This is a genomic window from Nocardia sp. Marseille-Q1738, assembly GCF_965283145.1.
On record NZ_CBDIMS010000002.1, the window covers coordinates 312,696 to 332,430 of the forward strand.

Here is a 19,735-nt window from a genome sequence, read left to right on the forward strand (position 1 = left end):
GGGATGGCGATCGGGGTGGCCGGCCCAGCCGATAGGGTGCGGGGCGTGGCTGTGTACTCCTCCGATCTCGAACTCGCCCTGCGGCTGGCCGACGTGGCCGACGCCATCACCCGGGCTCGCTTCGGTGCGCTGGACCTGAAGGTCGACGCCAAGCCGGATCTGACGCCGGTGTCGGATGCCGATCTGGCCGTGGAGAAGGCGATTCGGCAGGTGCTGTCCGAGGCCAGGCCGGAGGACTCGGTGCTCGGTGAGGAATTCGGCGGCGCCGCCGAATTCAGCGGACGGCAGTGGGTGGTCGACCCGATCGATGGCACCAAGAACTTCGTGCGCGGGGTGCCGATCTGGGCGACGCTGATCGCGCTGCTGGTCGACGGGAAACCGGTCGTCGGTGTGGTGAGCGCGCCCGCGCTGGTCCGGCGCTGGTGGGCCGCCGCGGGCTCAGGGGCGTGGTCGAGCTTCGAAGCGCAGCCGGCCAAGGAGATCTCGGTCTCCGCCGTCGGCGAACTGGGTTCGGCCAGCCTGGCGTTCTCCAGCTTGTCCGGTTGGCGCGAGCGCGGCCTGCGCGATGGGTTCCTGGCGCTGACCGACGAGGTGTGGCGCGTGCGTGGTTACGGCGATTTCCTCAGCTATTGCCTGCTCGCCGAGGGCGCCGTCGACATCGCCACCGAACCGGAAGTATCCCTGTGGGACCTGGCCGCCCTGGATATCCTCGTCCGCGAAGCAGGTGGTCGCTTCTCCGCTCTGGACGGCACACCGGGCCCGCACGGTGGCGATGCCGTCGCCACCAACGGCTTACTCCAGGACGAGGTCCTGCACCGCCTTCGTGGCTGATCGCGGTGACCGTCTAATAGCTGCCCGAGGCCGGTTCCGTGGGACTCGATGTCACCGGCCAGCGCTCGACGGATCAGGTAGGTCGGGTCTGGGCCGGTGTGCTCAGGGTTTTCTCCATCAGGATGACGTGGGTGGTGCCGTGGAACTGGGGTGGCAGCGTTGCTTCCCGGAGTTCGACGAAACCCTGAGTGGCGTAATACTTTCGGAGAACCTGGTTGTCCGCGGCGGTGTCCAAGCGTTGCCGGGTGAGACCGCGGGCGAGGGTGCGGTCGGCACAGAATTGGAGGATTCGCGGACCGAAGGCGCGGCCGCGTTGTTCCGGAGCCACCATCAGACCGTGGATGTATCCGGCCTCGGTGTCGTCGTCCGCACCCCAGAACTCCGGGTCCCGCCAGACGAGGCGAACGGCGGCCACGAGCGTTTCGGACTCGTCGCGCCACACGTACCACTCACCCCGCGCCGCTTCCTCGGCCACGGTTGCCGCCGCATACTCTCCGGGCAGCCACTGCCCGATGCCGTTGTCGACCATCCACTGGGCCAGCCGGTCGCGTAACCGCGCGACATCATCGGCGTCGGCCGCGGTAGCCACCACCATGGGCGCCGATTCGACCACGATCTTCCTTTCCCGTGGATGTGCACATCAGGCGGCCAGCCGCCTCCGAGAGTGCCGGACCCTAATGGGCGCTGTCGGACGTAGTCCGTCGTCAGCCCGCGCACGGCCGGAGCGAAGGCGGAGTACGCATGATGGGCGCTGTCGGACGTAGTCCGTCCTCAGCCCGCGCACGGCCGGAGCGAAGGCGGAGTACGCATGATGGGCGCTGTCGGACGTAGTCCGTCGTCAGCCCGCGCACGGCCGGAGCGAAGGCGGAGTACGCATGATGGGCGCTGTCGGACGTAGTCCGTCGTCAGCCCGCGCACGGCCGGAGCGAAGGCGGAGGTACGCCTATTCAGCCCGGCGGGGCGTCGCCGGGGTGAGATCGACTCCGGTTGGTGGCCGCAGGCGGCGCAGGGTGCCATCCATGCTGGTGACGAACAGCGCCCAGGAGTCCCCGTCGCGGTCGATGCGCACCGATGTGGCGCCGTCGGGTGGATTGCGGAAGGGGCCGGGTTTGATCAGGCCGGTGATGATCGCGCAGGTGGCGCCGGTGGCGGTGTCCACTTGGTAGATGGCGCCGAGCATGTGATCGGCGACGAAGAGGGTGCCCGCGCGGGTGGCCTCCATGTCGTCGGGCAGTGCGACCAGTTCTGGGATGCCCGAGACGAGACCGGGGTGGGCGGGATCGTCCAGCGGAACGCGGAGGATCTGCAGCGTCATGGTGTCGACGTAGACCGACTTGCCATCGGCGGCCAGCGCGATGCCGTTGGAAGGGGGCAGGCTCGACCAGTCCCGCTCGTACTCGTTCGTCTCGGGCCAGTAGCGCGAGATTCCGTTCGGACCGGCAAGACCGATGGTGGTGAACAGCAGGCTGCCGTCGGGCAGCAACAGCAGGCCGTTCGGGCCGTTCAGCCCGGTCAGCAGGACGCGCACCGCGCCGGACTCGGTGTCGTACCGTTGCAGCGTGCCCGGCGGCTCGCTGAGTCCGTCGCCGGTCAGGAAGTAGACGTACCGCCCCGCGACGCGCACGCCCGCCGGCCGGTGCAGACCGGTCACCAGCTGCTCCATTCGTCCGGTGCGGTCGACGTGCGCAAGGTACCCATCCATCAGCCCGGTGACATAGAAGCCGCCGTGCCCGTCCGCATCGAGGTTCTCCAGATTGCCGACACCCTCGACCACGGTGGTGGCTTCCCACCCGTCGGAACACATCGCGGGAAATGTCTCCGCCTGCGCTATCGGCATCGCGGCGGCGACTCCGGCGACGACGGCAGCGGTGAGCAGTGCCGCTCGCGTCCGGTTTCCTATCCCTGTTGCCATGAGCGACAACATAACAGCGCGGTGCGAGTCGGGTAGGGCGGCGATTTCCGGCCTGTGCTGGAAATTCGCACGTCAGCGGGTCGCGTTGGGGTGAGTCGAATCCAGTTATCCCCATGTGTGGAACTCAGCGGTCGACCAAGGTGAACGCCGAACGGTACCGGTACCTCCGGGGCCGAGCGCTCGTAGGATGGGCCGGGTGACTTCCCCCGATGATTTCGCGGCTGTAGCGATCGACGACGCGTCCGGTACGGACGCCGGATCCGTTGCGGCGCAACAGGTTCTACGCCGAGTCTTCGGTTATGACAGCTTCCGCGGCGACCAGCGCTCCATCGTGGAGCACGTGATCGCCGGCGGTGACGCGCTGGTGCTCATGCCCACCGGTGGCGGCAAGTCACTCTGCTATCAGGTGCCCGCCCTGGTACGTCCCGGCGTCGGCGTGGTGATCTCGCCGCTGATCGCGCTCATGCAGGACCAGGTGGACGCGCTCAGCGCTCTGGGTGTTCGGGCGGGCTTCCTCAACTCCACTCAGTACCCCGACGAGCGTCGCATGGTGGAGGCGCAATTCGTCGCGGGCGAACTCGACCTGCTGTATCTGGCGCCGGAGCGGTTGCGCCTGGAATCCACCGTGCAACTGCTGGAGCGGGGCAAGGTCGCACTGTTCGCCATCGACGAAGCGCACTGTGTCTCCCAGTGGGGCCACGATTTCCGCCCTGATTACCTCGGCTTGTCCGTGCTGCACGAGCGCTGGCCGGACGTGCCGCGGATCGCGCTCACCGCGACCGCCACCGAGAAGACGCGGGACGAGATCATCCAGCGCCTCGACCTCGGCGCGGCCCGCCGCTTCGTGTCCAGCTTCGACCGGCCCAACATCCAGTACCGGATCGAGCCGAAGAACCGCCCCGAGCGCCAGCTGCTGGAATTCATCCGCACCGAACATGAAGGTGACGCGGGCATCGTCTACTGCCTCTCGCGCAACTCGGTGGAGAAGACCGCCGCCTTCCTCACCGAGAACGGCATCGCCGCGGTGCCGTACCACGCGGGCCTGGACAATCGCACCCGTGCGACGAACCAGTCGCGGTTCCTGCGCGAAGACGGCCTGGTCGTCGTGGCGACCATCGCATTCGGCATGGGTATCGACAAGCCCGACGTACGCTTCGTGGCTCACCTCGACCTGCCCAAATCCGTCGAGGGCTACTACCAGGAGACCGGTCGCGCGGGCCGGGACGGGCTGCCCTCGACCGCGTGGATGGTGTACGGACTCAGCGACGTGGTGCAGCAGCGCAAACTGATCGATGCCTCCGAGGGCGACGCCGCACACCGCCGCCAGCTCCAACTGCACCTGGACGCGATGTTGGCGCTGTGCGAGACGGTGAGCTGCCGCCGCACCCAGCTGCTGGCCTACTTCGGCGAGCCCGGCCTGCCCTGCGGAAACTGCGATACCTGCCTGTCCCCGCCGCAATCCTGGGACGGCACGGTGGCCGCGCAAAAGCTGCTGTCGGCGGTGCTGCGGCTCAAGCGGGAACGCGGCCAGAGCTTCGGCGCCGGCCACATCGTGGACGTCCTGCTCGGCAAGAAGAACCCGAAGGTCCTGCAGTACGACCATCACGAGCTGAAGGTCTTCGGCGTCGGCACCGACTTGCGCGATACCGAATGGCGCGGCGTGGTCCGGCAATTGCTCGCCCGCGGCCTGCTGGCCGTGCACGGCGACTACGGAGTGCTGACGCTCACCGAGGCCAGCAGCGAGGTGCTGTTCGACGGACGCCAGGTGCTGCTGCGCCGGGAACCCGAGCGGGTGGCCAAGCCCGCCCGCGCCGCGAAGGCCGCCAAGTCGGTAGCCGCCGAGATGACGCCCACCGACCTGCCGCTGTTCGAGAAGCTGCGCGAATGGCGCGCGGCCACCGCCAAGGAACAGGGGTTCCCCGCCTACGTCGTCTTCCATGACGCCACCCTGCGTGAGATCGCGGCACGCAAACCCGCGAACCTGGCTGAACTCGGCAAGGTCAGCGGTGTCGGCGAGAACAAACTCGCGAAGTACGGGGAACAGGTGCTCGAAGTACTCGCCGAGGCGTGAACCGCTGCCGAGGCGGTCCGGCGCCGGCTGGCCTGAGTTCCAACTGTATTGCGCGGCGCGGGAATTGCGGCGTGTCGCCGTCGCGGCGGCTACCGTGCTGGCATGGCACCGGGTGAGGGTTCCAGTGATGAGGGCGGCGAGGTCTCCTCTGGCTCGTCGGGTGGCGAGTCCCCGGACGCGCCGCCGAACGTCGGTAACAGGATCGATCCGTCGGTGGACGGCGTGTGGCTGCGACATCGGCCGCCGCCCGACCGTCCCGGCATGCCGCGGATGTCGACGGTGGTGCTGGTCGTCGCGTTCTTCGCCGTCCTCGCGCTCTACCTCGTGCTGGGCCACGGCCGCTAGCGCGTCCGCGACCTGCGGGAATAAACCGGTTGCCGGGTCACTTAGAGTGGACCGTTATGAAGGAGAAGGGGCGTAAGGTCATCGCGACCAACCGCCGGGCGCGGCACAACTACACGATCCTGGACATCTACGAGGCCGGGATCGCGCTGGTCGGCACCGAGGTGAAGAGCCTGCGTGAGGGCAAGGCCTCCCTCGTGGACGCCTTCGCGACGGTGGACAACGGCGAGGTGTGGCTGCGCGGGCTGCACATCCCCGAGTTCAGCCATGGCACCTGGACCAACCACTCTCCACGGCGGGTGCGCAAGCTGCTGCTGCACAAACGCGAGATCGAGCGACTGGTCGGCAAATCGCGTGAGGGCAACCAGACGCTGGTTCCGCTGTCGATGTACTTCTCCGACGGCAAGGTGAAGGTCGAGCTTGCCCTCGCCAAGGGCAAGCAGGACTACGACAAGCGCCAGGACCTGGCCCGGCGGACCGCCGAGCGAGAGGTCACCCGTGAACTGGGACGCCGGGTGAAAGGCATGCGCTGACGGCCTGGTCACGCCAGTCCTCGACGCTGCGGTCGCCGTGCTCGACGGCCACTCCGGGCACAAGAGCGCTCGCCGTGCAAACAGGAACAGGCCTACCTGTCGGTGCTGTACGTACCAGGGTGAGCAAGCTCTCCCGTGTGGCGGCGCGGCCGGTTACCGCGCCGCACGCTGCTCAGTCGGGCCGCGATTCGCGGTGGTGACCCGCGCGTCGCCCAGCCTCAGGTCTTCGCCGATCCTGCGGGTGCTCCGGGAGGATATCCGCCGCGTGAGTCGATATGACTGGTGCGGCGGGAGTCGCAGGGACCGCCCGCCGCCCGCGTCTTTCCGCGGCTCGAATCGGCCGCTGCGAACCGGCCATCCGGCGGATCACCTCGTGCAGGGTTCGTGCATCGAGATCCGCTTGAGGGTGGGACTGCGGTAATCGGCGACGACCGTCCGCGAACCCAGCGACGTGGTCGGATCGGGGACGTTGACCACCGCGCGCTGCGCCGCGACGTCGGGCTCCTCTCGCCCGTAGACCTGCGGCGCCGCCATCCCTTCTGAATCCACGGTCAGCCCGGCGATGGCCTTGCGCATGGCCGCGCGGTCCAGGCGGCCCGTCTCAGCGGCCTTGCTCAGCAGCGCCTTCATCGGATAGGAGATGGCGAAGCCCAGGTTGTAGCCGAAATTGGTCGGTTCGCTCGTGGCGGCGTTTCTGGCGCGCTGGGCTCCGGCGCTGACGCCGTCCCAGCCGTCGAACGGCGAGGTGTAGTTGTACAGCGAGATGAGCGCAGGCGCGGCCGGTGTCTTGAGCAGCGCGCTGTTCCAGGTCGGGGTGGATCCCAGGAACCGGCCGGTATAGCCCGCCCTGGCGAGCTTGCCGATGATTTCGGCGCTTTCGGCCGGGCCGGTGGCCAAGAGGACCAGATCGGGTGGGTCCGCCATGATCTCGGCGACCGGGTAATCCTGGTTGCCGACTTCGGCATTGGGTCCGGTGTCGATGCGCGAGGTGATCGTCGCCCCGTTGTCCAAGGCCCATTTGAGCACGCCGCTGGCGTAATCGCCGCCGTAGTTGCCGCGATAGGCGACGACGCCGAGCGTGTGCGGCTGATAGTGGTTCTGCGCGAACCAGTCCAGGCCCAGCACGGCTTCGGTGCAGTAGGAATAGCCGTCGTCCAGCACCAGATCCCGGTCGGTGGAGCGATACTGCCAGCCCGACCAGAGCGTGCCAGCGCCGGTCACCAGGTCGGCCTCGTCCATCTCGTGCAGCACCGCGAGCGTCTGCGCGGTACCGAAACTCATCGCGAGGGCCAAGACGTGCGGCGCCACGTTCTCGAACTCCGTGACGTGTCTGCGCGGGTCGTAGGCGGTGTCGCGGGTGTAGGTCGCGATGTCGATCTCGTAGCCCCCGATCCCGCCGTGCTTGTTCACCTCGTTCCAGAAGGCGAGTTGCCCATCTTGCAGGGACTTGCCGAGCGGGGCGAAGGGCCCGTTGTTCAGGTCCGACAGGACGCCGAGGTAGATGCAGCCCTTGTCACGGTGTATCGCCCGCGGACAGGGCTCACGCGTGACGCCGGGCGAGGCGGCGGGCGAGGAGGTCGAGCACGCACCGGTCAGCACGAGTGCGAGCGCGAGCGGCGCGGCCACCAGCCGAAAAAGGTGACGGAAATTGCTGTTGAAACGCATGTCTTGCTCGCTTACGGCTGGACGCAGGGCTCGGTCAGGGTGATTCGGTCCTGGGTCGGGCCGTGGTATCCGGACGCCAGTGTCTTCGCGCCCAGCGGCGCTGTCTGGTCGGGCGCCTCGATGACCGCCCGCTGCCGGGACAGGTCGGGTTTGGGTGCGCCGTAAGTGTATTCGGGGATCGCGCCCTCGTAATCGACGCGCAGGCCCTGCACCGATTGGCGGACGCCCCTTCTGGTCAGCTTGCCTTCGACCACCGCCCGGGTCAGCAGTGCCTTCATCGGGTAGGAGAACATCCAGCCCGCGCTGTAACCCCAGGTGGAGGGCTCCCGGGTGGCCGAGGCCCGCGCCTTCTTGGCGCCCACGCTGGTGCCGTCCCAGCCATCGAGCGGCGACGACATGTTGTATCGCGCCGTGATCGCCGTCGCAGCAGGGCTTTTCAGCAGGCCGCCGTTCCAGGTCGGACCCGAGCCGAGGAACCGGCCCTGGTATCCGGCCAACGCCGCTTTGCCCATGATCTCGCCCGCCTCCGCTGGGCCCGTGGCCAGCAGCACGAGATCCGCTTTGGCGGCGAGGATCTTGGCGACCGCGGCGTCTTGATTGCCGATCTGCGTGTTCGGTTCGGTGTCGATCTGCGCCACCACGTCGACTCGGTTGGCGGAAGCCCACTTCTTCGCGCCGGTGGAGTAGTCGCCGCCGTAGTCGCCCTGGTAACTGACCGTGGCGAGCGAGCCGGGCTTCGCCAGATGCTCCGCGATCCAGTCCAGGGCGATGATCGCCTCGGAGCAGTACGAATAGCCGGATTCCAGGAGCAGGCCCTTGTCGCTGTTCTCGAATTGCCAGCCCGACCAGAGAGTTCCGGCGATGGCGACCATGTTCGCCGCGTCCATCTTGGCGAGTACCCTTTGCGTCTGCACGGTGCCGAAACTCATCGACAGGGCCAGCACATGCGGCTCGATTCGCTCGTACGCCTCGGCATGCTTCTGCAGACCGTAGGCGGTGTCCTCGGTGTAGGTGGTGATATCCACCTCGTATTTGCCGCCGATCCCGCCCGCTTCGTTCACCGCCTTCCAGAACGCCAGCTGACCGTTGTGAATGTCCTTTCCCAGCGCGGCGAACGGCCCACTCGTCAGATCGGACAGCACGCCGAGATAGATGCACCCTTTGCGGGAGTCGACCGCGTTCGGGCACGGGTCCGAGGTGACACCGGGCTCGACGGCCTGGGTCGATCTGTCTCGCATGGCCGAGCAACCGGACAGAACGAGCCCGGCTATGACGGCGAGGGCGGACAGGCGCAGCAACCTGTCCCGAATGGTGCGAACTGCCAAAGTGTTTCCTTAGTCTGAAATCGAGATCCGCTGCTCAGAGCCGATCGTACGGCTCGTGCAGTGTAAGTCGGGTTCGGCTTCAGGCCAGTGGAATTGGCTACCAGCATCCGGGAAGCCTCGGGTGTTCCGGCCCGGCGGTGCTCAGCTGGGCGGCGGGAACCGCCCGTCGGTGTCGCACGCCGGCAACCTGGGTGTGGGAGATCGGGACGCGTGACGAGGCGTCAGGCGTGCGCCGAGCCGGTCCCGGACCCGGAGACAGCGCCGCTCGCCCCGGGCGCCGGGCGGGTACTGCCCAGATGGATCCCACGTGACTTGCGTCGATGGCTGCCGAGCCGCCCCGCTGAGCCGGCCTGAGTGTGGCCTCGGACACCGCCGATTATCGGGATGATCCGCCGGCTGCGCGGTGTTAATATGAACAGCCCGGCAAGACGCCGGGGCGTACGGGGCTGAACGGTTTCGACTGCGTACGTAGATTTAGGGGAAGCGTGTCGGTGCAGGCAAGAGACCACCGTAAGCGTCGTTGCAACCAATTAAGCGCCGATTCTCATCAGCGCGAGTACGCTCTCGCTGCCTAACCAGCAGAGCGTCTCTGTCGGCCCGGGGCATGCCCTCGGCTCCGGTGCCGGCATCAGCTAGAGGGCTCACCGTCCGGCTCGGTCGCGGAGTAGGACGGGACATCGCACAGCGACTGGGATCGTCATCCGGGCTTGTTCGCGGGACCCGGAGATCCGAGTAGAGGCACAGCGGACTGCACACGGAGAAGCCCTGAAGACGCGGCGGAGGACCCGGGTTCGATTCCCGGCAGCTCCACGAGTACGAGGCCCATGCCCATGGAGGACATGGGCCTTTCTCGTTCCGCTGAGGGTTTTGTGGGGGTGCAACCCCCACGCCCCGCCCGGCGGGCTTCGCCCCCGGACCCCCGCGCCGGGTGGTTGCGTCGGGTGGTCATGGTTCGAGGTTCCCGCAAGGTCCACGAGGTGAGGCCCATGCCCATGGAGGGCATGGGCCTTCTCGTTCCGCTGAGTGTTTTGTGGGGTGCAACCCCACGCCCCGCCTGGCGGGCTTCCCTCGACCCCGCGCCGGTGGTTGCGTCGGGTGGTCATGGTTCGAGTAGTTCCCGCAAGGTCCACGAGGTGAGGCCCATGCCCATGGAGGGCATGGGCCTTTCGTTCCGCTGAGTGTTTGTGGGGTGCAACCCCGCGCTCGCCCGGCGGCCCGCCCCACCCCCGTGTCTGTGGTTGCGTTGGGCGGTTATCGTTCCACCGGATTCCCGCCATGTGCACCAGTTGGGTCGCGCAGCAGGTGACGCGCGGATGCCGGTGCGTCCGCCGCCGGGCAGACGGACCGTCATGAGTCGCCGGAGGGGTTCAACCGTTGGGCGGAGCGTACGTGAACGTGAATGGGGTCAGTGCGCTGGCGGCAACGGAGACGAGCTCGCCCTCCCACCAGAACGACACCACGGATCCATCTGCGAGTTCTGATATCCATTGACGGCACGCTCCGCAGGGTGGGCACGACGCGCCATCGGGACCGGCTACGACTACCTGTTCGATCCGGACGCCGGATCCCGGATCGAAGCCGCCCGCGATCGCCGCACTCAACGCCGACCGTTCGGCACACAAGGTCAGCCCGAATGACCCGTTCTCTACGCTGCAGCCGTCGAAAACCTGACCCAGCGACGTGGTGACAACGGCGCCGACCGGATACTCGGAGTATCGCGCGTAGGAGTTCGCGCGATTCTCCTGTGCCCGCCTGAACAGTGCGTCGACCTCATGATCGGGCCGGGAGACGTGTTGCTGCTGCGGCGTGGGATCGACCTGGCCTCGCTCTTGCAAGAACGATTGCAGTCGGCAGTCCAGCAGTGCGGCGTATTCGTCGCTCTCCGCTGATCGCTGGAGTATCTGGTCGCCATACGGCGGTGCTGCTTCACCGAGATATATGTCTTTGGCCGCTAGTTTCTCGACAACAGACGGAAAATCTGTGTCCGATGACCCCAGTTCGATCTCCAGAAAAAGTCCCAGATCGTCGACGTCATCGATGACCAATGTTCCGAAATCCTGATCGACCCGATACCTGTCCCGAGATATCAGCAGTCCGGGAGTCAGACCCGTCTTCTGGAGGATCGAGGCCGCCGCGTTCGCGCTGTCGACCGCGATACCGACTTCTTCCCACGTCTCGTCATCGATTCTTCGTTTGTATTCCATCCTGGTGTTCCGGCCTTCGGTTCTGACCCGTACGATCCATCCGACGGTATCCATGGACCGACTGCCGTCGGGGCCGAACGTTACATCGATGATGCGTATCGGTGCGCTGGTCGGAAAAGCTTCGTCAATCTGCTTCTTGGTTTTGGCGCTGATGCGGAATCGGCGTTCCCGCTCAATCATCGAGCTTCTCCGATCGGTCGTTCGATTTTCTGGGGCGACGAAGGATTGGGACGGACATTCGATGGAAGTCGCAGGTATGGCCGGCGGCGGAAGTCGCTCGTTCCAGCCGTTTCATGACGACCTCCAGCGGAGCGTGCACCGAGCCGTGATACCCGAGGTCGCGGGACAGGCAGCTGTGGATGAGTCCGCGGGCCGTGATGCGAAGTGTGATGTCCTTGCCGCTCGAGTTCCGGCAGGTGTCGGGGCACCACGGCGTCTGAATCCGGACGACGCGGTTGTCGCGCACGAAGTATCGAACATGATCCCGGAAATTCGTCAATTCGAATCCACGGGTTTGTATGTACGCGGACAGGGCGGATGCGTATTCTTGCTGAACCGAGCCCTCTGTGAGCTGGCAAGGGCAAAGGATCTTCAGGTCTACACCGATGCTTTCTGCCAGATCGATCAATTCGTCGAGCTTCTGAACAGGCCGCCGAGGAGGCCAGTATGAGTTCAAGGCCACCGAGTGCCCGGCTCGCCCGAGTAGACGTGCGGTCGAAATGACGGCACCGAAATTTCCGCCGGTAATGCGTTTGTAGTCGGTCGGGGTACTCGCCGGTAGGTTCAGTGAAACTCTCAGTCCGCTGCGACCGAGCACCTTGTCGAATGCGCTGGAATTGTTTCCGTTGGATATGACGACGACCTCTCGCGGCTCGGCGCCCAAGCAGCTGAGGACGAATTCGGTGAAATCGGGATGTCTGGTCGGTTCTCCGCCGGACAACTTCACCTGTACGGAGCCCAGTCGTTTCAATGATGCGACGATCTCGCCGAGGAACGGCGGACTGATGCCGAGTTCGGCCGACTGGCCGGGCTGTCCCTCGTTGTGGCAGAACGTGCAGGACAGGTCGCACTGCTCCGACAGCAGTACCCGCAGTGAGATGCGCCGATCCGCTGGTTCGGTGGCCTCGGCTCGTTCGCTCCTCATACCGGATTGGTCCGCATGCTGTTCAGCCACCATTCGGTGCGGTCCGACCAGGCCCACGCGCGGAACTTCTCATCGGAGGCGGCAGCTACCGCTCCGCTGGCCGATCCGTCATACAACACCTCGCCGGTCTTGTCGGTTGCTTCCGCGATGATGACGAAGTCTCCGCCTGCTGCCCGGGCGCACGCTCGAGCAGCGTCGGCATCCGCGGCGCGCACTGCGTACATGTTGTTCCACATATACCCCGGCGTGAGCGCGAAACAGCGTGTGTGGATATCCAGCGCGTCGGCGACCGGTGCGACGGCGGGATCGATGAGCTCATCCAGAGATTTCGACTGCAGATCGAATCCGATACCGTTCGCCTCGGCCAATATCCGCAAAGAACTGCCGATGCCGTCCGACAGGTCGAGTCCGGCGACCGCAAAATCGCGCTCGATCAGCGTCCGCGATTCTGCCACCGGCAGGCTGAATTCATTGTCGCTGTCGGCAAGAATTTGTCGGACATCGAGCTCGAGGTCGAGCGAAAAATGGTTTACCAAATGGTTTGCCCAGCGCCTGCCCCACTTGTTGCCGTTCGCGAGTGTTACGCCGATCAAGTCGCCCGGCTCGACTCGTACCCGTCGAACGACTTTATCGGCTCTCGCCGTTCCGAACCCGACGCCGACGGCGCTGAAAGTATCGCCCTCTTTGGTATCGCCGCCGACCAGGGAGCAACCGTACTGCCGACAGTTCTGGTCGACGGATTCGACCAGAGTGAGGACGGTCGCCGGATCGAAGTCCCTCGGGACTTGTATCGCGAGCAACATACCGAGCGGATATCCGCCCATGCAGATGATATCGGACAGAGTTTGGGTTACCAGTAGGCGTGCGCGGAGTCCGGGAGCGACTCCGGACGCAAGCCGGTCCGTGGATACCAGAAGGCGTGTGTCGTCGGCGACCGGAATTGTGAGTACAGCGGAGTCGTCGCCGACCACTCTCCGCCCGGGTCCGTTATTGAGCACGCGGGCGATCTCGCCGTGCAAGGCGTACTCTCCGAGTTTATCGAGGGAATCGGGCAGTGCCATCTTTGCTATAGCCTCTCATGAGATAACATGCCAACTCTGCGGTCGAACCGAGTATTTGTTGGATTTCTCGATCTCCGAGCCCTGAGTCCGCCGCAGTGTGGTCGCAGTCGAAGTTCACTGTTCCGAACGGCGTCCCATCTTCTGAGAGCATCGGGAATGCTAGCACACAGCGGACGCCCGGCCAGATTCCGGAAACGACCGACCCGTCGGTGTTTATCGACCGGTTGCTGTTGTCCAGGTCGCCGACTTGCATCGAACGTGTTTTGAACGCCTGCCCGGCAATGCCGAACTCCCGCGGCACCTCGAGGGTCAGTTCGGGATCGGTGAGAATATTGGCCCCGCAGACCGTGACACGTTTCATGCCGGAGCGGTCCAATACGGTGACCAGACTGCGGAAGGTGACCGCGGGATACTTGCTGTGCAGCATCCGGACCGTATTCGACAGGAGAATGCTGCACAGCGCGTCGCCCTGGACTTGGACCTGACTTCGGCTCAATCGGCCGCGCAAGATTACGAGGAGGATCTGGGACGCGGCCAGTATCAATCCGGCGAAGAAGAGTGCATTCGCCCAGGACAGCTCGTGGATTCGCGTCGTCAGCGGCGGGGATCCCGGACCCGCACCCGCGGTGAGTACCCCGGTGTAGATACTGAAGGAGATGGCGGACGTGGTCGACACGGTTATCGAGAGCCAGCCCTCATGGCGTGCGAGTGCACGCCCGACCCGCCTGCGTTGCGTCACGATCTCCCCCTCGATGCGAGGCTGCCCGCCGACATCGGGATCGGAGGGCTGGGCGGCCCCACGGCAGGTCGGCTGCGGCTGCGATGCCACTGGCTTTCCGCGACGCCCCGCACCACCGGTATTCCGATTGCCACCGTACCATCCTTCGGCGCACCACAGATGATTTGAGAGATGTTGTGCGGGAAGGGATATCGGCATTCTATTCCGCAACCGTATCGGACGCGCAGGAGGTCGTCCGCCTCGTGGTCCGGCGAGGATTGCGTGTCCCGCGGCAGCTGCGGCCCCGTTCGCTCGACCATGCGGTGCTCCACCTTCCGCTGCGCCATCGAGGTGCCTGTTTCGCACTCGAGGTGATCTCCGTCACTTTGTCCGGCGTGGCTGCTTCTCGGGCCCCTCCGTGCAATGCCGTGTTTGTCTCGCTGATGGCTGGGCATGTGTGCGGTGTGGACGGTCTACCGAAAGATCGTGAATGGGAGGAATCGGGCGAATCTAGCGGATTCTGTTTGATTGCTATGGGTGGTGGAATAGCGGTAGTAACGCTAACTGAGCAGGGAAAATGGGGTGTTAGCCCCCTGGTATCTGGACGGCTGCTATGACGCTCGAAGCCGAGACGCGGTGCTATCGCTCCCAGGGTGGGAGCGGGGGTCGGCGGGGGCTTGGAGGATTGTCATGACTGCAGGGATCACGGAGAACGGGATGCGGTCGGTTCTGCGGGCCGCCTGTGTGAGCGTTGGGATCGACTCCGCGGGCGCCGAGCCCGTCGGATCGCAGACGGTATTCAAGCTGCCCGGCGGCATTGTCGCGCGGATCGGCGGGCGGGGGCAGAAGCTGGCGGTCGGGCGGGAGGTCGCCATGGCCCGATGGCTGGAGACGTGTGGGGTGTCCGCGGCGCGCTTGGTGCCGGACATCCCGCAGCCGGTGGTGGTGGATCGCCGTGCGGTGACATTCTGGCGGGACCTGCCGCCCCATCATCCTGGGACGCCCGTCGAGATCGCCAAGGTCCTGGGGCAGCTGCACCGCCTCCCACTGCCGGGGTTCGAGTTGCGTCGAATGATGCCTTTGGCTCGCCTGGAGGAAGAGATCGCCGCCGCGCAGACCGTGACGGAGGAAGACCGGCGGTGGCTGCGCGGGCATCTGGAGGAACTACGGGGTCGTTGGAAGACGCGGCCCGACGGCATGCCGTGGTCGGTGATCCAGGGCACGGAATGGGGCGAGAACGTCGTGGTCGGTGACGACGGTGACGTGATCCTGGTCGGTTTCGGCCGGGCGGTGATCGGCCCGCCGGAGTGGGACTTGGTGCACACGGCGATCGACTGCTGGACGGCGGCCACGATCACCGCCGCGCAGTACGCCGACTTCTGCGCCGGGTACGGCCGCGACGTGACCCGCTGGGACGGTTTCTACCTGCTGCGCGATATCCAAGAATTCCGGCTGGCTCTGCAATCGCTGCGCGCGGCCACGGTAAATCCCGCCTACCAGGGGCAAGCACTGCGCCGCCTGGAATACATCCGAGGCGACAAGGGCATGCGCCCGTGGCCCGGGTGGGCGGATCTCGACTAGGCGGTGTTCGCAGCCCCTCAGCCGCGAGCTGGGAGGCGTCCACTCGGCACCTGATGCTCGAACCGCCTACTCAACGGGCGACTGGTTCGGCTCGCGGAGGGCCGTCAGTGCAGGTGCTTCACGTAGCGGTGGGCGGGGACCTGGACGGGGCCGGTTGGGCCGGGTGCCGCGTGGGTGAAGGCGCCCTCGTCGGTCCACCCATGGCTGGCGTAGAACCGGCGGGCCCGGGTGTTGCCAGGGACGACGGCCAGCCAGGCACGGTCGTGGCCATTGGCGTGCACACGCTGTTCGGCCGCGGTGAGCAAGAGCGCGGCCACGCCGGTGCCCCGGTGCCCGGCGGCTACGTAGACCTGGTCCACCTCGTCCCCATCGACCATGACGAATCCCGCGACCGTGCCGTCCACGGTGGCGACGGTGGTGTCGGCGACCCGGCCGGCCGCGCGAACGTCGAACGAGTCGCGCGGCCGGACGGCCAGCAAGGCGTCAGGGACGTTGCCCAGGTGGCCGTCGCGCCAGCCGTGGTACCAGATCTCGGCGATCGCCGAGGCGTCCTCGGGCCGGGCTCGGCGCAGAACCGGGGCACTATCCGTCATCCGCCGGACTGTAGCAGCGGGTGCACCGGTGCTCAGCCCTGCTGAGTGGGGACCAGGATCAGCTCGGCCACGTTGACGCGCTTCGGCGCGGCAACGGCGTAGGCGACGGCGTCGGCGATGTCGCCGGGTTCCAGGATCTCGATCTGGGTGCGCCACTGCTCCAGCCCGGCGCGCTGTTGCTCGTCCTGCATCCCCGCGCCGAGTTCGGTGCCGACGAAGCCGGGTTCGATGTTCTTCACCCGGACACCGCGGGGCCCGAACTCCGCGCGCAGGTTGCGGGTCAGGTGCGCGACCGCGGCCTTGGTGGCGGTGTACACGGCGTAGTTGGGGAAGACCGTGTGCCCGCCGATCGATCCGACCAGCACCAGGTCCGCTTGCTTGCCCGCACTCGCCGCCGCGAGCAGGTCGTCGATGAACGCGCGTCCGGTGTAGAGCAGCCCGTTGATGTTGGTCCCGACCATCTGGTCCCACTCGTCGGTGAGCGCCGACTCGAACGGCGCGGCGAGCATGACGCCCGCATTAGCGACGATCAGGTCGGCGGGGCCGAACGCCGCACGCACGGTGGCGGCGGCGTCGCGTACCGACTGCTGGTCGCCGACGTCGGCGACCACGGCGAGCGCGTCCCCGCCGATCTCGGCGGCGAGTTCTTCGATCCGATCCTTGCGCCTGCCGAGCAGCGCGACCTTGGCGCCGCCCCGCGCGAGCTGCCGCGCGGTGGCGGCGCCGATTCCACTCGATGCTCCGGTGATGACCGCGACGCGGCCGGTGAGGTTGTTTGTCATGGCCACTACGTTCGGCCTGGCCGCGCTCGCCTGCCAGGTCGCGGACTTCCTGGTAGTCGCGGGGCCACCCAGCCGGGGTGCGGCTCACCTACGCTCGGATCATGGACTCCGACAATCGACTGGGCGCGTTCTTGCGGGCGCGTCGTGAGCTGGCGCGGCCGGAGGACTTCGGGTTGTCCGGCGGCGGTCAGCGCCGAGTCGCCGGCCTGCGTCGCGAGGAGATCGCGCTGCTCGCGGGGGTGAGCGCGGATTACTACGTGCGGCTGGAGCAGGGACGTGACAGGCATCCGTCCGAACAGGTCATCACGGCGCTGGCCCGGGTGTTCGCACTCGACGACGAGGGCACGGCACATCTGCGCGAGCTGGCGCGACCCGCGGTGCGGCGGCCGAGAGGGCCGCGCCGCCCCGAACGTGTCGCGCCCGGCTTGCTGCGGCTGATGAATGCGTGGCCGCACACACCCGCACTGGTGCTCGGCAGGTACCTGGACGTGCTGGCGGCGAACCCGCTGGCCGAGGCCGTCAACTCGTGCTCGGTTCCCGGGGTCAACCAGGTGCGCATGGTCTTCCTCGATCCCGAGGCGCGCGACGTATACGCCGATTGGCCGACCATCGCGGCCGATACCGTCGCGAGCCTGCGGGCGACCGCGGGCGCCGACCTCGACGATCCGCGCCTGACCGAACTGGTGGGGGAGTTGTCGCTGAAGAGCGAGGATTTCCGGCAGTTGTGGGCGCGCCACGACGTCCGGGTGAAGACCGCGGGGGTGAAACGGTTCCGCAACCCGATGGTCGGCGAGCTGACCCTCTCGTACGAAACGTTCAGTGTGAACGGCGCGCCGGGGCAGATGCTCATCGCCTACCACGCCGAACCCGGGTCCCCCTCCGAACGCTCACTTGCCTTGCTCGGCAGCCTGATCGCGGACAACGCGTCCGGCGAGGACCGGGACGAGCAACAGTCCGCCGGGCAGGGTGCCTACCGGCAAAAGGATTGAGCTGAACTCACCGCGGTGACCAGTTGATGCGGCTGGGGCGGCACATCGTGCTTGTCGCTGTCAGAGCCGACGGCAGAAACGTTGCCGCGTATGCCCAACCGGCAGTGCGCACCGCGCGAGCTCATACCGGGTGTTTGCTGCGGCGCAAAAGGACGAATTCCGTACCGCTGCTGGGGCTTTCGATGCCGGGCAGCGAGTGCCGACTATCGATCTCGTTCGGGCGGAGGCATTTCGCATGCAGCTTCGTCTCCGGCCGCACGTGACTCTTGCCGACCTCCGACGACGACACGGCATCCAGGTCGTCGCCGCGGGCGAATGAAGTCGAGGGAAGGAGTGCGGGCTCCGGCGGGCGAGGTTTTCCGGTGTGGGTGCAACGCGATTGGACTTGTCGTAGCCGCGTGATTGGCTGTGCTGAGCAGTCTTTCGAGGACGACGGAGGTGGGCGTGGTAGCGATCGACTTCGAGCGGACGGGGCGCGGGATCACACCGGTATCGGTCTGGCGTTCGATCACCGCGCAAGGCCTCGGTGGCGTACCGCCCACGGCGCTGGTGCTAGCGGGGATCGTCAGCGTGCAGGTGGGGGCGGCGCTGGCGAAGCAGCTGTTCTCGGCGACCGGCGCGGGCGGAGCGGTCACGCTGCGGCTGGTTTTCGCCGGCCTCGTTCTGCTGGTGTTCTGGCGCTCGTCGCTGCGGGTCGAGCGCGGCGCGCTGCCGGTGGTGTTCGGGTACGGCGCGGTGCTGGCACTGATGAACCTCTCGTTCTATGCGGCGATAGACCGGATTCCGCTCGGGATGGCGGTGACGATCGAATTCCTCGGGCCGCTGACGGTCGCGCTGGCCGGGTCGCGGCGCTGGATCGATCCGGTGTGGGCGGTGCTGGCCGGTGCCGGTGTACTGCTGCTGACCAGGGCGGACGGTGACGTGGACTGGGTCGGAGTGCTGTTCGCGCTGGCCGCGGCGGCATGCTGGGCGGGATACATCCTGCTCAGCGCCGCACTCGGCGAGAAAACCGATGGCGGCGGCGGACTGGCGCTGGCCATGGCTTTCGGCGGGGTGGTCATGCTGCCGGTCGGCATTGCCGACGCGGGAACCGCGCTGTTGCAGCCGGCGGTGCTCGCCGCCGGGTTCGCCGTGGCGATGCTGTCGTCGGTGCTGCCGTACTCCGTGGAGTTGGAAGCCTTGCGGCGGATTTCACCCCGGGTGTTCGGCGTGCTGATGAGCTTGGAACCGGCCGTCGCGGCGGTCGCGGGCTTGGTCGTTCTGGGCCAGGTCATGAATCTCGGACAGTGGACCGGGGTGGCGTGTGTGGTCGCGGCGTCCGCGGGCGCGACGCGGACCGAAGCGAAGGGTTGACTCAGCGGTTGCGCGGGATGTTCCGCTGCCGTACGTGGCCGGGCAGCAGCACGCCGTAGACCCCGCAGCGGACGGAGCGAAGGTCGATGTTCTGATCGATCTTCGGCGGTTCGCACCCTGTCGGGGCCGGCCGGGAGTGAGGATCTAGGTATCTCGCCGGCGCAGGTGGCCGGCGCCTCGACGAGCGAATGATAGGACCAGTGGGATGCGGATGCGAGTAGGCGCGGCAGCGGCGGTATTCGGCGCCGCGGCCGTCACGATGGCTGCCATGCCCACGGCGGGAGCCACGGTGACGCAGGTCGGGATGTATCCCGGCATCAACTTCGGGTTGGCGACGAACTACGGAACGGGTTGCACGTACACCGCGCGGGCCGTCGTGACCGACGTCGTCGCACCGGTCGTCTTCTACGACAACGGTGTTCCCTTCGGCGTGGTCCGCCCTTCCGGCGGCGTCGCTTTGCTCACCTGGGTGCCCGCCACTCCCGGCCCGCACACTGTCAGCGCGGTGCAGGAGCCGGACGCGTCGTTGGTGGCGAGCATCGATGTCACGGTGGGCAACGGGGTTCATCTGGGGTACGCCTGCGCCGTTTTCGGCGGATGACCGAGCCCTAGGGTTCGCTGGTCCAGGGCT

The 19,735-nt window shown here is 66.8% G+C and carries 18 protein-coding genes and 1 other RNA gene; 9 read left to right on the forward strand and 10 right to left on the reverse strand.

Annotation, left to right across the window (positions count from 1 at the left end; translation table 11 throughout):
- Positions 1-3: 3 nt before the first annotated feature.
- Positions 4-831, forward strand: coding sequence for a histidinol-phosphatase (gene hisN / locus ACWPXK_RS09825; protein WP_454195746.1), 828 nt, complete (start codon positions 4-6; stop codon positions 829-831).
- 73 nt (positions 832-904) lie between these two features.
- Here the strand turns inward: hisN and ACWPXK_RS09830 are convergent, their stop codons facing one another.
- Together ACWPXK_RS09830 and ACWPXK_RS09835 are read right to left on the reverse strand one after the other, a co-directional pair.
- Positions 905-1,444, reverse strand: a complete 540-nt coding sequence (locus ACWPXK_RS09830; protein WP_454195747.1) for a GNAT family N-acetyltransferase — start codon at positions 1,442-1,444, stop codon at positions 905-907.
- A 330-nt stretch (positions 1,445-1,774) separates the two neighbouring features.
- A complete protein-coding gene (locus tag ACWPXK_RS09835; protein WP_454195748.1) occupies positions 1,775-2,743 on the reverse strand; it encodes an SMP-30/gluconolactonase/LRE family protein in 969 nt (322 codons plus the stop codon).
- A gap of 187 nt (positions 2,744-2,930) precedes the next feature.
- Between ACWPXK_RS09835 and recQ the strand changes: the two genes are divergently transcribed.
- The 3 genes from recQ (at position 2,931) to smpB (ending at position 5,689) form a co-directional block, all read left to right on the forward strand.
- Positions 2,931-4,814, forward strand: coding sequence for a DNA helicase RecQ (gene recQ / locus ACWPXK_RS09840; RefSeq protein ID WP_454195749.1), 1,884 nt, complete (start codon positions 2,931-2,933; stop codon positions 4,812-4,814).
- A gap of 102 nt (positions 4,815-4,916) precedes the next feature.
- Complete coding sequence (locus tag ACWPXK_RS09845; RefSeq protein WP_454195750.1) at positions 4,917-5,159, forward strand: hypothetical protein; 243 nt, start codon at positions 4,917-4,919, stop codon at positions 5,157-5,159.
- 56 nt (positions 5,160-5,215) lie between these two features.
- On the forward strand, positions 5,216-5,689 hold the full coding sequence (gene smpB / locus ACWPXK_RS09850; RefSeq protein WP_445092641.1) for an SsrA-binding protein SmpB: 474 nt from the start codon (positions 5,216-5,218) through the stop codon (positions 5,687-5,689).
- 366 nt (positions 5,690-6,055) lie between these two features.
- Here smpB and ACWPXK_RS09855 read toward each other — a convergent pair whose 3' ends face one another.
- Both ACWPXK_RS09855 and ACWPXK_RS09860 read right to left on the reverse strand, forming a co-directional pair.
- The gene (locus ACWPXK_RS09855) at positions 6,056-7,354 is read right to left on the reverse strand and encodes an ABC transporter substrate-binding protein (protein WP_454195751.1); all 1,299 of its coding nucleotides are present in this window, start codon (positions 7,352-7,354) and stop codon (positions 6,056-6,058) included.
- Between the two features lie 11 nt (positions 7,355-7,365).
- Positions 7,366-8,679 (reverse strand): ABC transporter substrate-binding protein, encoded by a 1,314-nt coding sequence (locus tag ACWPXK_RS09860; RefSeq protein WP_454195752.1) that lies wholly within the window; start codon positions 8,677-8,679, stop codon positions 7,366-7,368.
- A gap of 442 nt (positions 8,680-9,121) precedes the next feature.
- On the opposite strand from ACWPXK_RS09860, the gene ssrA reads away from it, so the two are divergent.
- Positions 9,122-9,492, forward strand: a transfer-messenger RNA (tmRNA) gene (gene ssrA, locus ACWPXK_RS09865).
- A 554-nt stretch (positions 9,493-10,046) separates the two neighbouring features.
- On the opposite strand, the gene ACWPXK_RS09870 is transcribed toward ssrA, so the two are convergent.
- The 4 genes from ACWPXK_RS09870 to ACWPXK_RS09885 are packed head-to-tail and all read right to left on the reverse strand — an operon-like array spanning position 10,047 to position 13,917.
- Complete coding sequence (locus ACWPXK_RS09870) at positions 10,047-11,063, reverse strand: cytidine deaminase (protein WP_454195753.1); 1,017 nt, start codon at positions 11,061-11,063, stop codon at positions 10,047-10,049.
- The gene (locus ACWPXK_RS09875; protein WP_454195754.1) at positions 11,056-12,027 is read right to left on the reverse strand and encodes a radical SAM protein; all 972 of its coding nucleotides are present in this window, start codon (positions 12,025-12,027) and stop codon (positions 11,056-11,058) included. Before ACWPXK_RS09875 ends, ACWPXK_RS09870 begins: the two co-directional genes overlap by 8 nt.
- Positions 12,024-13,088, reverse strand: coding sequence for a thiamine-phosphate kinase (locus tag ACWPXK_RS09880; RefSeq protein ID WP_454195755.1), 1,065 nt, complete (start codon positions 13,086-13,088; stop codon positions 12,024-12,026). Before ACWPXK_RS09880 ends, ACWPXK_RS09875 begins: the two co-directional genes overlap by 4 nt.
- Entirely contained in the window at positions 13,063-13,917 is an 855-nt protein-coding gene (locus tag ACWPXK_RS09885; protein ID WP_454195756.1) for a hypothetical protein, read from the reverse strand. The genes ACWPXK_RS09880 and ACWPXK_RS09885 overlap by 26 nt, the downstream gene beginning before the upstream one ends.
- Before the next feature lie 579 nt (positions 13,918-14,496).
- Here ACWPXK_RS09885 and ACWPXK_RS09890 point away from each other — a divergent pair.
- Positions 14,497-15,387, forward strand: coding sequence for a phosphotransferase (locus tag ACWPXK_RS09890; RefSeq protein WP_454195757.1), 891 nt, complete (start codon positions 14,497-14,499; stop codon positions 15,385-15,387).
- A gap of 104 nt (positions 15,388-15,491) precedes the next feature.
- Here the strand turns inward: ACWPXK_RS09890 and ACWPXK_RS09895 are convergent, their stop codons facing one another.
- A complete protein-coding gene (locus tag ACWPXK_RS09895; protein ID WP_454195758.1) occupies positions 15,492-15,980 on the reverse strand; it encodes an N-acetyltransferase family protein in 489 nt (162 codons plus the stop codon).
- Between the two features lie 32 nt (positions 15,981-16,012).
- Positions 16,013-16,762, reverse strand: coding sequence for an SDR family oxidoreductase (locus tag ACWPXK_RS09900; protein WP_454195759.1), 750 nt, complete (start codon positions 16,760-16,762; stop codon positions 16,013-16,015).
- 101 nt (positions 16,763-16,863) lie between these two features.
- Here ACWPXK_RS09900 and ACWPXK_RS09905 point away from each other — a divergent pair, with 101 nt between their 5' ends.
- From ACWPXK_RS09905 to ACWPXK_RS09915, 3 genes are all read left to right on the forward strand, one after another.
- A complete protein-coding gene (locus ACWPXK_RS09905) occupies positions 16,864-17,751 on the forward strand; it encodes a helix-turn-helix transcriptional regulator (RefSeq protein WP_454195760.1) in 888 nt (295 codons plus the stop codon).
- A gap of 444 nt (positions 17,752-18,195) precedes the next feature.
- Complete coding sequence (locus ACWPXK_RS09910) at positions 18,196-19,104, forward strand: EamA family transporter (RefSeq protein WP_454195761.1); 909 nt, start codon at positions 18,196-18,198, stop codon at positions 19,102-19,104.
- A 205-nt stretch (positions 19,105-19,309) separates the two neighbouring features.
- Positions 19,310-19,705 carry a hypothetical protein gene (locus ACWPXK_RS09915; protein WP_454195762.1) on the forward strand — a complete coding sequence of 132 codons (396 nt, stop codon included), beginning with the start codon at positions 19,310-19,312 and terminating at the stop codon, positions 19,703-19,705.
- Positions 19,706-19,735 lie beyond the last annotated feature (30 nt).